Below are 15177 nucleotides of genomic sequence, written 5' to 3' on the forward strand. Positions count from 1 at the left end.
TCAGGTAGAATGAGCGCAAAGAATTTATCGAAAAACTGAATTTAATAATGCCCGTTTTTAAATGTCAACTTTTACGCCCAATTATCGCTAAGCTCAAGCTGAGTTTCGGTCACCCACGCTCTGCGAAGTTAGCGGCTCGTCGTCACTTTGCGCTATGGCTGTTTAGCAGCTGGGCTTTACTGACAACGCCTGTGCAGGCCGAGGTTTGTTTGGTTGACTGGCTAGAGCCGCCGCGTAATTTGAGCTTTCCCGCTGACCAACAGCGTTTAGTGGGGCAAAATCTAGAGCAAACAGATGCCAATACTTTTTGGCTAACCGGCCATGTAGAAATCCAACAGGATGGTTTATGGATTCATGCCGACCAAGCTATTTATCAGCGGGATCAACAAACGGCCTTAGTGTTTGGACAAGTCCGTCTACAACAATCAGATTTATTACTTCATGCACCCAGCCTGCGCTACTTTGCGAGCCCTCAACAAGCCTTTGCTGATGATATACGCTATCAATTTATTGAGACCCGCGCCCACGGTCATGCCGCTCATATTCACGCACTACCCGAACAAAACCAAAGCTACTTTCGCCAAGCCACCTACACCACCTGTGCTTTAGATAACCCTGATTGGACCTTGCGTGGCCGAGATTTAGAACTGAATCAAAACACCCGACGTCTGTATGTCAAACACGCCCGACTGGATTTCTATGGGGTGCCGATTTTTTACAGCCCTTATCTTGATATTCCGCTCGATGAACGCGCTACTGGCTTGCTGTTTCCGTATATCGGTAGCGTTGATGCACCGCAAGGTGGCACACCACTAGGCGTTTTTGCCCAACCCTACTTCATCAACCTAGCCCCCAACCTAGACACCACACTGACACTCATCGCGATTGAGCAACGCGGCGTCATGCTGGATAACGAATGGCGCTACCTGCAACCGCGCCATCGCGGTGAACTCAGCGTCAGTTTCCTCAATGACCAACTGGTGCAAGATCAGGGACTAAGCTTTATTGGTCGTGGCGGTAATCCGCAAACCATGGATGCTAGTGCCGATCGCTGGCGCTTGAGTTTTGCCGGTCAGCAGGCTTGGTCACGCTCAGTGCGCTCTAACTTGGTCTGGCACGAAGTATCCGACCCGGATTTTTACAATGATTTGCCGACTAACTTTACTGAAACCAGTGGCTTGCGCACCCGAGATACCCGCTTAGAACGCCGCGCCGAACTGCGATTTAATCAAGGCGCTTGGCGCGGTGAACTCAATTACCTCGGCTTTTTACCGCTGCGTAACGGTGAAAACAACTATCTCGAAAAAGCACCGGAACTGCGCCTCGGTTATAGCGAAAATTTTGGCCAACTGCGTTTCAGCCTAAACACCGAACGCACCGAATTTGTGCGCTACAACGGCTTTAACGACTTTCAACGTGAAAGCCAGGTTCGTGGTTTGATTAATCGTCAACAGATGGGTGAACGCTGGTTAGTACAACCCCGCCTCGATTACCGCATCAGCGACACCTATGGCTTTATGAATGCCTTTCTGCAAGCCAACCAACGCCACTACCAAGTTATCAACCCCAATGCCCAAACCGATGCGGCATCGGATAATCTAGTTTGGCAGGGTGCACTGCGTGGCGGTTTGATTTTTGAACGAGACCTCAACCTATTTAACCAGGCCTGGCAACAAACCCTCGAGCCCGAAGTGCAATATCTTTATGTGCCTTATGTAGATCAGAGTCGTTTGCCCGTTTATGACTCGGGCACCGCAAGTTTGGATTTTAGCAATCTGTTTCAGCTCAACCGCTTCAGTGGCATTGATCGTATTGGCGATACCGAACAAGTCAGTGTGGCAGTGAACACACGCTTTATCGACCCCGAAGGTGCGCCAAAATTTGATGCGGGCATCGGCCAAATCTTCTATCTACGAGATCGCCAAGTCAATTTAAGGGGATCTGCCACTGCGACCGAACCGCGCTCGGATTACTTCCTGCGCCTGCGTAGCTTTTTTGCCCCATTTAGCGCGACCAGCACCAGCCAGTGGGATGATAACACCCTTGAGCTAAAACAAATTAACAACCGATTGGAGGCCTATTGGCAACCGCGTTTAGCGCTGTTAGCCACTCATCAAGGCTTTAATTTAAATGATGAAAACCGACGCCGACAATCGCTGGGCTTAGGCACCGTCTACCAACTCAGCCAAAACTGGCAATTTGCCGGTTATGCGCAGATGGATTTAGAAACCGATCGCACCTTACAACGTGCTGGTGGTCTGCGCTATGAAAGTTGCTGTTGGGCATCGGAATTGATTATCGAGCAAGCAGAGAAGCTTGATGGTCGTTATAATACAACGATTAAATACGTCATCGAATTTAAGGGCTTGAGTAATGTCGGCGATCGACTTGCTGATACCCTGCGCCGCGAACTGGATTTTTAAAGGATAACTTATGTTTACTCAAAAACGCGCCACTCCATTTTTGTTTACTGCCTTGGTAATGGCAGGCCTGCTGCTAATACTGAACGTGGTCAAGGCCAATACACCGCTTGATCGCATTGTAGCAGTGGTCAATAACGACATTGTCTTGCTGAGTGAACTCGATGAACAAACCGACCTGTCATTGGCCGAACTGCGTGAACGCGGTATTAATCCACCGGCGCGAGAAGTTATGCAAGAACGAGTGTTAGACTCCATTATCATGCAAAAACTGCAAGAAGAACGAGCGCGTGATCGAGGCTTACGAGTATCCGATGACGACATTAACCGCCAGCTTATTCAAATTGCCCAAGAGAACAATCTGACTCTGGTGCAATTACGTGATGTGCTTAATCGCGAACAACCGGACGGCTTTAACAAAATTCGCCAACAAATTGCCAATCAAACCCTGATCCAGCGCTTACGAGAAATTGAAGTAATTAGTCAAATTGCGGTGACTGAAGAAGAAATTAACCAGTTTATCCAACGTCGCCAGTTAGATGTGTCCAACAATGAATACCGCTTGGCACATATTTTAATCAGCCGTCCAGACTCGGCAACCCAAGCACAACGTACGGAACTACAAGTCCGCATCAATCGCATTTATCAGCAATTGCTAGACGGCGCCTCCTTTGCTGAAATGGCTATTACCCACTCAGAAGGTCGCCAAGCCCTAAACGGCGGTGATTTGGGTTGGTTAGCTGACGATCAAATTCCCTCCTTCTTTGCGGAAACGGTTCGTAATTTACAACCAGGTGATATTTCACCCATCATTGAAAGCTCAAATGGTTTTCATATTGTTACGCTATTAGATACCCGTCGCACCCAAGGTCAACAAGGCCTGGCATTGCAGGAAGAAGCCATTCAAGCGATTCGGAATCGTAAAGGCAATGAAACCTTTGATTTGTGGATGCGCCGTTTACGTGATGATGCTGTCATCGACATTCGTTTGTGAGGTCGGTTATGTCCTATCACCCCAGTCGTTTAGTCATTAGCTCTGGTGAACCCGCGGGGATTGGTCCCGATTTAATTTGTGAACTAGCACAGCTTCATTGGCCGGTGCCATTGGTTGTCATCGGTGATCGCCAATTATTGCAAGAGCGTGCCCAGCAAATCAATCTGCCATTGACCCTGCATGACTATCATACTGATGACGCGCAAGCACCGCTAGAGCCAGGCCATCTATACCTACTGCACGAACCCTTAGCGGCACCCTGTCAAGCAGGCCTGATGAATCCCGCCAATGCCCAGTATGTGCTCAATATGCTGACTCGCGCTACCCAAGGCTGTTTGAGTGGTGAATTTAGTGCGCTAATTACCGGCCCGGTGCATAAGGGGGTTATTAATGAGGCGGGGGTCGCTTTTAGTGGTCATACCGAAATGCTGGCAGAACTCAGCGATGTCGATCAGGTGGTGATGATGCTGGCGACACCTGGCTTACGCGTGGCCTTGGCAACAACGCACCTGCCGTTGCGCGCCGTTGCCGATGCGATTACCCCAGAATTAGTCGGTCGCATTATCGACATTACTTATCAATCGTTACAGACCCAATTTGGTTTACCCCAACCACGATTAATGGTGGCGGGACTTAACCCACACGCAGGTGAAGATGGTCATATGGGCCGCGAAGAAATTGATATTATCAATCCAATTATTGCGCAACGCCAAGCGCAGGGTTGGAATGTCACTGGCAGTTACCCAGCAGATACTCTGTTTACGCCCGCTAAATTGAATCAAGCCGATGCCTTTTTAGCCATGTATCACGACCAAGGCCTGCCGGTTTTAAAACATAAAGGCTTTGGTCAAGCGGTCAATATCACCCTAGGCCTGCCGTTTGTGCGCACCTCGGTCGATCACGGTACCGCATTAGAACTGGCCGGCACAGGACAGGCCGATGCCGGCAGTTTCCGCTATGCGATTCAGGTGGCACTCGAAATGTTGGAGGCCCAGCATGAGCCGCGCTAAAACCCACGGCAAACCTAGTTACAGCGCCAGTGGCCATCAACATAAAAAACAATTTGGCCAAAACTTTCTTAACAATGACAGCATCATTCGTCAAATTGTGCATGCGATTCACCCACAAGCTGACCAACACTTAGTGGAAATCGGCCCCGGCGAAGCCGCGCTAACTACGCCACTTGTTCAGCAGGTTAAACGTTTGGATATTATTGAAATAGACCGCGACCTGCACCAACCTTTGCGTGATAAACTCGGACACTATCCCGCATTTGCGTTACATCAAGCCGATGCTTTACGTTTTGACTATGCACAGCTGGCCACCGATGACAAACCGCTGCGCCTAGTTGGCAACTTACCTTATAACATCTCTAGCCCACTGATTTTTCATCTGCTCAACTTTTTACCGCACATTGCCGATATGCATTTTATGTTGCAAAAAGAGGTGGTCGAGCGTTTAACCGCAACCCCTGGCAAGAAATCGTTTGGGCGTTTATCGGTGATGGTGCAATATTTTTGTCAAGCGGAACTATTATTCATTGTTGGCCCCGAAAACTTTGAACCACCACCCAAAGTTGATTCGGCGATTGTGCGGCTAACCCCGCATCAGCCGTTGCCCTATCAGGCCGACAACTTTGAAGACTTTAGCGCGCTGGTCAAACAATCCTTTGCGATGAAGCGCAAAACCCTGCGCAATAATCTCAAGGGTTGGCTCAATGACGACGACTTTAACACGTGTGGCATCGAACCCAGTTTACGTGCCGAGGCGCTGGGAGTTGCTGATTTTGTGACTTTGGCCAACCATTATTCGCACCACTACACCCAAAAACAAAAGGACACCTAGTAAGATGGCGACCTATGTGATTGGCGACCTTCAAGGCTGTTTAGACCCACTGATTGAACTACTTGCTAAGATTGAGTTTGATCCACAGCATGACCAGGCTTGGTTTGTCGGTGATTTGGTTAATCGCGGGCCGCAATCTTTGGAATGTTTACGTTATGTCAAAAACATGGGCGATGCCGCTAAAACCGTATTGGGCAATCACGACTTTCATCTACTGGCCAGCTACCTAGGTGTCGAAAAATACCGCGCGAAATCCGATACCCTCGACCCAATTTTACAAGCACCCGATGTCGATGAGCTCATTAATTGGCTGCGCCAACAACCTTTAATAGTAAAACACGAATTACATCCCTGGGTGATGGTACATGCCGGCATTCCACCCCAGTGGAGCTGTAGTGAAGCGGCCGGTTATGCCCAAGAAGTACAAGACATCATGTGCTCACCGCGTTGGTCCGAATTCATTCGCGACCATCTGTTTGGCAGTAAAACCCGCAGTTGGTACCCAGAACTTAGTGGCTGGGCGCGCTACCGTTATATTGTGAATGCCTTTGCCCGCATGCGTTATTGTGATGCCAAAGGGCAGTTAGAATTTAAACTCAAAGCGCACCCACGCAAGGTGACTCATACAGATTATCTGCCTTGGTTTGCCCATCCGCATCGTCGTAATAAAGATCAACAAATCTTTTTTGGGCATTGGTCAACCCTGGGGGCCATGGACGCCTATCAGGTCCATGCCACCGATACCGGCTGTCTCTGGGGGGGCGAATTGACCGCTTATTGTACCGACACCCAAACCCGCCACAGTGTCAGCTGTCCATGCTATGCCGACCCAAAACCGGCACCACAAGCCCATTAATTTAGTGGCACTGGAAACTAAAAAACCGCCCACAATAACATTAGGACGGTTTTCTAAACAATCTTCTACCAGTACGCAGCTTACTGCATCGCATCTACGCGTTGTTGTACCTTGGCTAAAAACTCTGGATTTTGTTGCAACAATCCAATCATCTCGCCATACTTTTCCACGCTCATGCCTTCTTTTTCAATCAACGCAACCGCTTCTTGTTCAAAACGAGCGTTGACCTCTTCCAGCAACTCTTCAGTAACTTCAGCTTCCGGACGCTGCATCAATTCCATTTGATATTTTTGCTTCAAGTTTTCAACGTTCACAATCGACTGGGCAAACAAATCCACGTCAGCATCCGAAGGCATTGCAGAAGATTCCGCGGCAACCGGTGCTGTGTGATTGTGTGCTATTACCGCTTGAGTGGTCATCATACCGCCAGAAAGAGCCAATGCGGCCATCCATAATTTCATAAATCATCCTTCTCGTTAATAAGGCAGGTTGTCACTTGTCACCCGCCTACAAAAAAATAGCTCCATATCGGAGCTTTACAGTCATGTTTATTCAACCATGCCAACTAGCGGATTGTCAAATAGCACCCCTTAGCCATGCGCACAAGGCGTAGAATTAGGCACCTGCGTTTGTCGCGCTTGCCACTCATCCGGTGTATAGGTGTGCAAAGCCAGCGCATGAAACTGGGTCATCAAATCGCCCAAGGCTTGATAGACCGTTTGATGGCGTTTCACCCGGCTTAAGCCGCTAAAAGCGTCACTCACCAACACCAGTTTAAAATGCGATTCTGTCGCCGGGCCCGCATGCAAATGGCTGTCATTTTGCAAGGCCATGTCATAAATGGGTAAATTTTGTTTAATTTTCATTTCAATCTGTTGCGCTATACTCACAGGAATTCCTTATTTATCGCGGATGGGTTGGGCTCTCTAGGTCACATATTTTTGTTAGAATACGGTTTTATTTTTAAAACGCAAGAGGAGCCAGCATGCCTACGATTACTGTCATCGGTCAAGGAACCGCCGAATTTAATGGCGAGTTTTCATTATTAGAAGCCCTTGATGAGCAAGGATTTGATATGCCCTACTCCTGTCGTGGTGGCAATTGCGGCGCTTGTGAAGTGAAATTAATCTCCGGTGACGTGGAATTAATTCAAGACCCGATTTACGAACCCGAACCCGGCCATATTTTAACCTGCAGCGTTATTCCAGTCGGTGATGTTGAAATCGAATTGTTATAACAACCAAACGTCAAAAGGCTAAATAACCGCAAGCTGGCCTGGTCATCTCACCCAATCCTAAATTATTAAAGGATTACGTATGAACAGCCCTGCTGCCCCCACTCGCTTATTAGCGCTTGTCGCTATCTTTTGGCAATTCACCCTACTGGGCTGGCAGGCTTTTGGCGGGCCACCCGCTCACATCGCCCTATTTCAACGCACCTTTGTTAATCAGCAGGCCTGGTTATCTGATCAACAATTTGGCCATTATTTACTCATCAGCCAAATCTTACCTGGCCCGGCCCGGCCAGCACACAACTGGTTTTTTTAATTGGCGTGCATCGGGGTAGTTTAGCCGGTGGTATTGCCGCTTTTATTGGCTTTACCTGGTCCACCGCCCTGCTGATGCTCAGCCTTGCTTATTACAACCTAAGTACACTGCCCACGCACTGGCAACCGATTATTTTGAGTAGTTTACTGGTCTTTGCCCTCGCCCTCGTCACCCAAGCAACCTGGCAAATGGCGCAAAAGTTTTGTAACCACCCTAGTTTGTGGGCTCTGGCATTAGTCAGCACCGCCTGGTTAGTCTGGCAAAACAGCCTAGCAGGCCTGCTAATATGGCTAGTGCTGCTGATTATTGGCGCGCAAGTGCTACCTGGCTTAAGATCGTCCACATCAAAAGTCACATCAAACGTCGCTGCAACAGCAATGGGTGAATCAAGGCTGGATAAGTGCCGACGAGTTTTTGGCCGGCTATGCCTATGCGCAATTTATGCCAGGCCCGCTGTTTGGCTTTGCGAGTTATTTAGGGGCACTAACACACGGGCCGCTCGGCGCACTGGTGGCTACCTTGATGATTTTTCTACCCGGCCTGTTACTCGCCTGGCTGAGTTTACGGCTGGGACAAGGGTTGTTTCAGCAGGCCTGGTGGCAACGCGCTCAGGCCTTTGCCGCTTTATTATTAGTCGGGGCCGCAAAACCCACTCCGGCTATTCCACTACTCTTTACCGATGCCACCGAAGCCGAGGCGATTAAATTATTTTCTAATACCTATTTGGCACTGCGCGTTGCCTACTTCAATGAACTGGATAGCTATTGCGAAACTCATGACCTGAGCACCCGTCAAGTTATTGAGGGCGTTGGTCTAGACCCCCAAATTGGCAAACACTACAACAATCCGAGTTTTGGTTATGGCGGTTATTGCCTGCCTAAAGACACCAAACAATTGCTCGCCAATTATAAAGATGTGCCGCAAAATCTCATTGCCGCAATTGTCGAGGCCAATACCACCCGTAAAGTCTTTATCGCTGAACAAATTTGTAAGCGTCAACCGCAAGTGGTGGGTATTTACCGACTGGTGATGAAGCAAGGTTCGGATAATTTTCGCGCCAGCTCTATTCAGGGTGTGATGAAACGGATTAAAGCGAAAGGTATCAACCTAGTGGTTTACGAACCGGTCATGAGTGCGCAGCAACAGGATCGGTTTTTTAATTCACCCGTTATCCACTCTATTGAACAATTTAAAGCGACTTGTGATGTGATTGTCGCCAACCGATTGGTAGGTTCATCCACCAACGTAAAAGCTGTTAACTTTACGCCAGCAGGTAAATCAATAGTTTGATCGAGCAACACATCCGCGTTTTCTGTTGAAAACCCCAAAATGCGTCCGGCATCGGTAATCCGAACGCCAACCTCTTTATAATCATCAATAGCATAATGCAATGTTTGACTTGATGTACCACCAGGGACGTTCATTTCAGCTCTCTGTTTAATATCAGCCGACACAAACATGGGCAATACGACATAGATTAAAAAGAACATGATTAGGAATACGGCAAAAATAATCCCGATTCCCCCGGTACTAATGCCATACTTTGCGGTATGATCAATAATACGGCGACGAACTAAACGACGCTTTGATCGCTTGCCTGTTAACGCTTCATTAAGATTATCTTTAACTAATTGACTCATTTTGAAAGGACTTCCGTCTTAGCAATGGATTTCTGCCAATAATAACGACCGAATATTACAGCTAGATGTCAATATCAGATGAGTCACGAGCCTAGTTTAAATCGCTCTTTTGGTCTGCGCTATTTTGAAACAACCTGCACCAAAAATGTAAAGCTAATGGCACGAAAAACCCAAAAAAAAGCCCAGCTAAAATTGATAATATTATTTTAAATCAAAAACTTATAATGATTTAATGCATAAACAAAAACTTTGGCACGGTTTCCGCTTCAAACATTGTTGAAAACAATTACAACTACCACGAAGGATAAAATCTATGTCACAAGCAATTTTTGACTTAATCAAAGAACAAGAAATCAAATGGGCGGATCTGCGTTTCACCGACACCATTGGTAAAGAACAACACGTTACTATTCCAGCGACTGAAGTTGATGATGAATTTTTTGAAGATGGCCACAGTTTTGATGGCTCTTCAATCCGTGGTTGGAAAGGTATTCAAAATTCAGATATGTTGCTAATGCCACAAACCGATGGATTTTACTCAGACCCATTCACCAATGACCCAACCATCGTTATTCGCTGCATGATCGTTGAACCTTCAACGCTTGAACCTTATGAAAAAGATCCTCGTGGCATCGCTAAAAAAGCTGAGATGTACTTAAAATCAACTGGTGTAGCTGATTCAGCTTTCTTTGGTCCAGAACCAGAGTTCTTTATTTTTGACGATGTTCGCTGGGGTGCAGATATGTCCGGCTCTTTTGTTAAAATCGACAGTAACGAGTCGTCATGGAACACTGAAAAAGTTTATGAGGGCGGCAACATGGGTCACCGTCCAAAAACAAAAGGCGGCTACTTCCCTGTGCCACCGGTTGATCAACTTCATGAAATTCGTGCGGATATTTGTGCGATGGCAGAAGCCATTGGCTTAAAAATTGAAGCACATCACCATGAAGTGGCTAACAGTGGTCAGTGTGAGCTTGCTATCGCAGGTAACACCCTAACCGCGAAAGCTGACGAAGTGCAGATGCTGAAATATGCTGTGCACAATACCTGTCACCAACTAGGTAAAACAGCTACATTTATGGCTAAACCGATCGTGGGCGATAACGGTTCTGGTATGCACATCAACCAATCATTATCAAAAGGTGGCAAAAACATTTTTGCTGGTGACGTCTACTCTGGTTTATCTCAAGAAGCACTTTGGTATATCGGTGGTTTAATGAAGCATGCTCGTGCATTGAACGCATTCACTAACCCAGGCACCAATTCTTACAAGCGTTTGGTTCCAGGTTTTGAGGCACCAATCCTATTGGCTTATTCAGGTTCTAACCGTTCTGCGTCAATCCGCATTCCTTATGCGGCATCTGAACGTGGTCGTCGTGTAGAATTACGTTTCCCAGATCCAACAGCTAACCCATATCTTGCTTTCGCAGCATCATTGATGGCTGGTCTTGATGGTATTACCAACAAGATCGATCCTGGCGCTCCTGCTGAGAAAGATTTGTATGATCTACCACCAGAAGAAGAAGCTACATTTAATACGGTCTGCGCCTCTTTAGAAGAAGCTTTAGATGCGTTAAATGAAGATCGTGAATTCTTAAAAGCCGGTGGTGTATTCACTGATGAGGCAATTGACTCGTACATTAAACTTAAAATGGAAGATGTTACACGCATGCGTGCAACAACTCACCCTATTGAATTTGACATGTATTACTCTTCTTAATGGTTTAATCTGGCACAACTCCGTGTCAGCTTTGACCAATAAAAAAACCCAGCTCGTGCTGGGTTTTTTATTAGTTTTAGTTCATAAACATTTATTCTGCCACCAGGTATTATTTCAACCATCGCACCATTAGATCTTATTGCCGATACTTTGTTACGAGAATCACAGAAATTAATAACAGTAACGACCACATCATCACAGGCCAATGAGTCCAATAACTAAATGGCGTTCTGCCTTCATAGGGCTGTATCTCACCTCGTAACACCCCTACTTCATAAGGCGGAATTTGGTATTTAATTTGACCATCAATTCCTACAATGACCGTATAACCAGTATTGGTTGCTCGAGCCACTTCACGACCAAGCTCTCTGGCCCTCATTTGGACTTCTTGGCGCAATTGTGCTGGCTCAAAAGTATGACTAAACCAGGCATCATTACTCGCTGTAATTAAAAAACGCGCTTCAGGCACATCTCGTGCGATCAGCGCACCAAACATCATTTCAAAACAAATCGACACCCCAGCAGGCTGACCCGCTAAACTCATTAAGGGTTGACGAGCTGACCCAGCACTAAATTGTGAAAACGGCAGATCAAGTTGATTTGATATTAATTCAACGACGCCTGCCATCGGATAATATTCACCAAACAATACCAGTTTGCGCTTATTGTAAATTTGATCCGGTTGACGGAGATTAATCATCGAGTTGAAATACTCAGTGGCCGTTTTATCGGAACGTGTGATGGCACCAACGACTATCTCACGTGATTGCAATTGCGCATCACCAACAAAATGACGCAATAGGCCTGCTGCAGCGTGATCAAAGTAGCCCGGTATCGCAGTTTCTGGCCAAACCACAATCTGCGCATCCAAATGCTCGCGGGTTAGGTCCGTATAAAGCTGCATCATATTGGCAAACTCAGCGCGCTCCCACTTCAAATCTTGCGCCACATTGCCTTGAATCAAAGCCACGGATACCGGTTCATCCACAGGGGTAACCCAATTTACTTTTTGTAAACTACCACCAACTGGCCACAGAAAAATCATCACTAGGGTGGTGGATAGGAATTTACGATAATGCAACATCCACACCAGCAAACCGGCCGTCATGGCAACTGCAAAACTGACCCCATAAACACCAAGCACTGGTGCATAGCCATCCAACCAGGTACCCAGATGAGAAGTACCCATCAGTAGAAAGGGCAACCCCCCAAAGGTATGACTGCGTAACCACTCAATCAGCACCCAAACAGCCGGCATTAACCACAACAACGCAGCACCCGGCCAATCCACAGCAGCTAATCGGCTTATGACCAGGCCTGCTAACGCCACGAAACTGGCTAAGAGCAACACAAACAGAATAACCAAGAAGATAGCGACGACTAAGCCGGCCTCAGAATAGAAGTAAATACTAGAAAATAACCAGCTAACCCCAAGCCCAAACTGCCCGATACCAAACCATAAGCCATAACGAAACCCATCGGCTAAGGTTGTGGTTTTAACGCTCCACAACCAAAACAAACCGGCCAGACCCACTAAAACTAATGGTGAAAACTCAAAGGGCGCAAAGCCAAATACCGTCAAGGCACCTAACAGCAATGCCAACAAAGCCCAATGATTGGGCAGAATGGCACGACCTAACCAGACTAACCGCGATTTAAAGTTGCTCATCCGTATCGCGTTGCTGGGTCGTTGCAGGCTTAATTGGTTTAACTAAGAACAGATGAACGCGCCGACTGTCCGCTTTTAAAACCCTAAAGTTAAAGCCCTGCAGCACCACTTCCTCATCTTTTTGTGGCACATGGCCTAAATGAGTTGCAATTAACCCGCCAAGTGTTTCAATGTTCGCATCGCGGTCAAGTGACACGTTAAAAGACTCTTCAAACATTTCTAATGGCGTAATGGCTTGTACTTTAAAACTGCTACCATTGTGTGCTTTGATGAGGTCTTCTTCGTCCTCATCATGCTCGTCCTCGATTTCACCGACAATTTGTTCTAGCACGTCTTCAATGGTAACCACACCCGCCAAACCGGCATACTCATCCACTACTAACGCCATGTGATTGTGACTTGACTTAAACTCCCGCAGCAACACATTTACCCGCTTGCTCTCTGGAATAAACACAGGTTTACGATAGATTGACCGCAAATCTTCAATCGAGTTTAACTCCCCTTGCACCATGAGCTTTAACACGTCTTTGGCCAAGAGAATGCCCAAAACTTGATCTTTGGTTTCTGAGATAACGGGATAGCGAGAATGGGCAGAACGGGCAATTTCTTGCAAGATTGCGTCTAGCGATTCAGATTCATCAATCACATCGACCTGAGGGCGTGGCACCATAATATCGCGAACACGCATTTCACTCACATCGAGTACGCCTTCAATCATATAAAAGGCGTCGTGATCAATTAATCCTTGTTGTTGGGCTTCTTTAAGCAGGATAACAAGGTCGTCTAAATTTTCCGGTTCGTTCGAAAAAACACGGGCAATGCGATCTATCCAAGACGACCCGTTACTACTGTCACTGTCACTCATGGTGAGGGTTTAACTCCACTGATATAAAAAAATTTAATGTAACAAAAAAATGATGAATTCTGTATGACTTTTACAACATTCTTATCAAGATTATAGGAACGCTTCAGCATAAGGGTCATCTAGTCCCAGTTTAAGCATGATTTTTGACTCCAAAGCTTCCATTAAGGCCGCTTCATCATTTTCAATATGATCAAAGCCATGTAAGTGCAAGTAACCATGGATTAATAAGTGCGCCCAATGCGCTTCGGGTGTAATGTCCATGGACTCTGCCTCGGCTAACATCACCGGCACGCAAAACACCAAGTCTCCTAAATGCGGCGTACCTAATTCGACTCGCAATTCAGCCGGTATATCAACCGATCCCCAGTCATCGGCGGGAAAGGACAGTATATTAGTCGGTTTAGCTATGCCTCGATACGTATGATTCAACTCCTGGCTCTCAACGGCATCAACAAAGCGCAGGCTAATAGCATAGTTTTGTGCCGCAAACTCGGTCGCATCATAATCAATCAATTGCGCTTGCGCCGCCATCAACCAGTGCAAACAATCGGCCTCACTAGGCAAGTGTCCGTCGGCATAAACAATCTGTAAATCCAGTTCAAACATGACTTACCCTTTTCTTGGCAATTATTGACGACTTAACGGGGTATTTTTCTCATAAGCCTGCACAATTCGCTGCACTAACTTATGGCGCACCACATCTTTAACCTGAAAAAAGGTAAAGCCAACTTCATCAACCTCTGCTAAAACCTCAATCGCATCGCGCAATCCGGATTTCTGATGTTTGGGCAAATCGCACTGGGTAATGTCACCAGTGATCGCAACCCGCGAGTTAAAACCCATCCGCGTTAACAGCATTTTCATTTGCTCGATGGTGGTATTTTGCGCTTCATCCAAAATAATAAAGGCTTCGTTCAATGTTCGCCCACGCATAAAAGCGAGCGGGGCAATTTCAATGACATTTTTTTCAATCAAACGCTCAACCGCTTCAAAACCGAGCATATCAAACAAAGCATCGTATAAAGGTCGTAAATAAGGGTCGACTTTTTGGGTTAGATCGCCCGGTAAAAACCCGAGCTTCTCTCCCGCCTCAACAGCAGGCCTGGTTAACACAATACGCCTTACTTGATCTGACTCTAGCGCTGCTACCGCGCAGGCAACGGCCAAATAGGTTTTTCCCGTCCCTGCGGGGCCTATGCCAAAGTTTACTTCGTTATATTGCATCGCGCGAACATACTGCGCCTGATTAGGGTTGCGGGTTTTGATTTGTTTGCGCTTAACCCGAATAATTTCAAACCCTTGCGTCGCGTCTGAACTGGCACTCGACAAACGCTGCTGAATATCGCTGGAATTGAGTAATAAATGCAAGTCTTCCGGCAGAAGGGTTTTATGAGCCGCCTCGGCATACCAGGCTCTCACCGCTCGTTCAGCCAACATTAGTCGACTCGGATGACCGGTAATTTTAAATTTAAAGCCTAAGTGGTTAATTTCCACGCCGAGCTTTATTTCTAAATCACTGAGGTGTTGATCATGCCAACCGCAAAAATTTTGCAACTGTTCATTTGACTCAGGCGTCAAATCAAAGCCTATCGAATCTAATTGACTGGAACTACTCATAAAA

General features: G+C 46.7%; 15 protein-coding genes and 1 pseudogene. 10 read left to right on the forward strand and 6 right to left on the reverse strand.

Translation table 11 applies throughout. From position 1 onward, the window contains the following. Positions 1-47: 47 nt before the first annotated feature. From THICY_RS06430 to THICY_RS06450, 5 genes are read left to right on the forward strand one after another with little or no spacing between them, the layout of a single operon-like run. Positions 48-2423 (forward strand): LPS-assembly protein LptD, encoded by a 2376-nt coding sequence (locus tag THICY_RS06430; RefSeq protein WP_013835809.1) that lies wholly within the window; start codon positions 48-50, stop codon positions 2421-2423. Positions 2424-2433: 10 nt separating this feature from the next. Then, positions 2434-3414 carry a peptidylprolyl isomerase gene (locus tag THICY_RS06435; protein WP_013835810.1) on the forward strand — a complete coding sequence of 327 codons (981 nt, stop codon included), beginning with the start codon at positions 2434-2436 and terminating at the stop codon, positions 3412-3414. An 8-nt stretch (positions 3415-3422) separates the two neighbouring features. After that, positions 3423-4424: a 4-hydroxythreonine-4-phosphate dehydrogenase PdxA gene (gene pdxA / locus THICY_RS06440; RefSeq protein ID WP_013835811.1), complete on the forward strand. Its 1002-nt coding sequence runs from the start codon at positions 3423-3425 to the stop codon at positions 4422-4424. Continuing rightward, positions 4411-5259, forward strand: a complete 849-nt coding sequence (gene rsmA, locus THICY_RS06445; protein WP_013835812.1) for a 16S rRNA (adenine(1518)-N(6)/adenine(1519)-N(6))-dimethyltransferase RsmA — start codon at positions 4411-4413, stop codon at positions 5257-5259. The genes pdxA and rsmA overlap by 14 nt, the downstream gene beginning before the upstream one ends. Before the next feature lie 4 nt (positions 5260-5263). Next, complete coding sequence (locus tag THICY_RS06450; RefSeq protein ID WP_013835813.1) at positions 5264-6115, forward strand: symmetrical bis(5'-nucleosyl)-tetraphosphatase; 852 nt, start codon at positions 5264-5266, stop codon at positions 6113-6115. An 80-nt stretch (positions 6116-6195) separates the two neighbouring features. Here the strand turns inward: THICY_RS06450 and THICY_RS06455 are convergent, their stop codons facing one another. Beyond that, entirely contained in the window at positions 6196-6576 is a 381-nt protein-coding gene (locus THICY_RS06455) for a DUF4168 domain-containing protein (RefSeq protein WP_013835814.1), read from the reverse strand. 129 nt (positions 6577-6705) lie between these two features. After that, complete coding sequence (locus THICY_RS06460; protein ID WP_013835815.1) at positions 6706-7005, reverse strand: BolA family protein; 300 nt, start codon at positions 7003-7005, stop codon at positions 6706-6708. Positions 7006-7100: 95 nt separating this feature from the next. Between THICY_RS06460 and THICY_RS06465 the strand changes: the two genes are divergently transcribed. From THICY_RS06465 to glnA, 5 genes and pseudogenes are all read left to right on the forward strand, one after another. Then, positions 7101-7352, forward strand: coding sequence for a 2Fe-2S iron-sulfur cluster-binding protein (locus THICY_RS06465; RefSeq protein WP_013835816.1), 252 nt, complete (start codon positions 7101-7103; stop codon positions 7350-7352). Positions 7353-7431: 79 nt separating this feature from the next. After that, positions 7432-7662, forward strand: coding sequence for a chromate transporter (locus THICY_RS06470; RefSeq protein ID WP_041435427.1), 231 nt, complete (start codon positions 7432-7434; stop codon positions 7660-7662). A gap of 5 nt (positions 7663-7667) precedes the next feature. Then, positions 7668-7910 (forward strand): annotated as a pseudogene (locus THICY_RS08880) (hypothetical protein); the annotation flags it as partial. Positions 7911-8028: 118 nt separating this feature from the next. After that, a complete protein-coding gene (locus THICY_RS06475) occupies positions 8029-8952 on the forward strand; it encodes a chromate transporter (protein WP_281054521.1) in 924 nt (307 codons plus the stop codon). A 663-nt stretch (positions 8953-9615) separates the two neighbouring features. Beyond that, positions 9616-11022 (forward strand): type I glutamate--ammonia ligase, encoded by a 1407-nt coding sequence (gene glnA, locus THICY_RS06480; RefSeq protein WP_013835817.1) that lies wholly within the window; start codon positions 9616-9618, stop codon positions 11020-11022. Between the two features lie 136 nt (positions 11023-11158). Here glnA and lnt read toward each other — a convergent pair whose 3' ends face one another. From lnt to THICY_RS06500, 4 genes are all read right to left on the reverse strand, one after another. After that, a complete protein-coding gene (gene lnt / locus THICY_RS06485; protein WP_013835818.1) occupies positions 11159-12691 on the reverse strand; it encodes an apolipoprotein N-acyltransferase in 1533 nt (510 codons plus the stop codon). After that, positions 12678-13556: an HlyC/CorC family transporter gene (locus THICY_RS06490; RefSeq protein WP_013835819.1), complete on the reverse strand. Its 879-nt coding sequence runs from the start codon at positions 13554-13556 to the stop codon at positions 12678-12680. The genes lnt and THICY_RS06490 overlap by 14 nt, the downstream gene beginning before the upstream one ends. Positions 13557-13646: 90 nt before the next feature. Beyond that, entirely contained in the window at positions 13647-14162 is a 516-nt protein-coding gene (gene ybeY, locus THICY_RS06495; RefSeq protein WP_013835820.1) for an rRNA maturation RNase YbeY, read from the reverse strand. Positions 14163-14183: 21 nt separating this feature from the next. Then, entirely contained in the window at positions 14184-15173 is a 990-nt protein-coding gene (locus THICY_RS06500) for a PhoH family protein (protein WP_013835821.1), read from the reverse strand. Positions 15174-15177 lie beyond the last annotated feature (4 nt).

Origin of the sequence: Thiomicrospira cyclica ALM1, assembly GCF_000214825.1 — a bacterium.
GTDB classification, from domain to species: Bacteria; Pseudomonadota; Gammaproteobacteria; order Thiomicrospirales; family Thiomicrospiraceae; genus Thiomicrospira; species Thiomicrospira cyclica.

Excerpts from the sequence above, each read along its gene's own strand:
- THICY_RS06435 (WP_013835810.1), top strand. The coding sequence starts at position 2,434 with ATGTTTACTCAAAAACGCGCCACTCCATTTTTGTTTACTGCCTTGGTA.
- THICY_RS06450 (WP_013835813.1), top strand. The coding sequence starts at position 5,264 with ATGGCGACCTATGTGATTGGCGACCTTCAAGGCTGTTTAGACCCACTG.
- THICY_RS06430 (WP_013835809.1), top strand. The coding sequence starts at position 48 with ATGCCCGTTTTTAAATGTCAACTTTTACGCCCAATTATCGCTAAGCTC.
- ybeY (WP_013835820.1), bottom strand. The coding sequence starts at position 14,162 with ATGTTTGAACTGGATTTACAGATTGTTTATGCCGACGGACACTTGCCT.
- lnt (WP_013835818.1), bottom strand. The coding sequence starts at position 12,691 with ATGAGCAACTTTAAATCGCGGTTAGTCTGGTTAGGTCGTGCCATTCTG.
- pdxA (WP_013835811.1), top strand. The coding sequence starts at position 3,423 with ATGTCCTATCACCCCAGTCGTTTAGTCATTAGCTCTGGTGAACCCGCG.
- THICY_RS06500 (WP_013835821.1), bottom strand. The coding sequence starts at position 15,173 with ATGAGTAGTTCCAGTCAATTAGATTCGATAGGCTTTGATTTGACGCCT.
- THICY_RS06465 (WP_013835816.1), top strand. The coding sequence starts at position 7,101 with ATGCCTACGATTACTGTCATCGGTCAAGGAACCGCCGAATTTAATGGC.
- rsmA (WP_013835812.1), top strand. The coding sequence starts at position 4,411 with ATGAGCCGCGCTAAAACCCACGGCAAACCTAGTTACAGCGCCAGTGGC.
- glnA (WP_013835817.1), top strand. The coding sequence starts at position 9,616 with ATGTCACAAGCAATTTTTGACTTAATCAAAGAACAAGAAATCAAATGG.
- THICY_RS06490 (WP_013835819.1), bottom strand. The coding sequence starts at position 13,556 with ATGAGTGACAGTGACAGTAGTAACGGGTCGTCTTGGATAGATCGCATT.
- THICY_RS06455 (WP_013835814.1), bottom strand. The coding sequence starts at position 6,576 with ATGAAATTATGGATGGCCGCATTGGCTCTTTCTGGCGGTATGATGACC.
- THICY_RS06470 (WP_041435427.1), top strand. The coding sequence starts at position 7,432 with ATGAACAGCCCTGCTGCCCCCACTCGCTTATTAGCGCTTGTCGCTATC.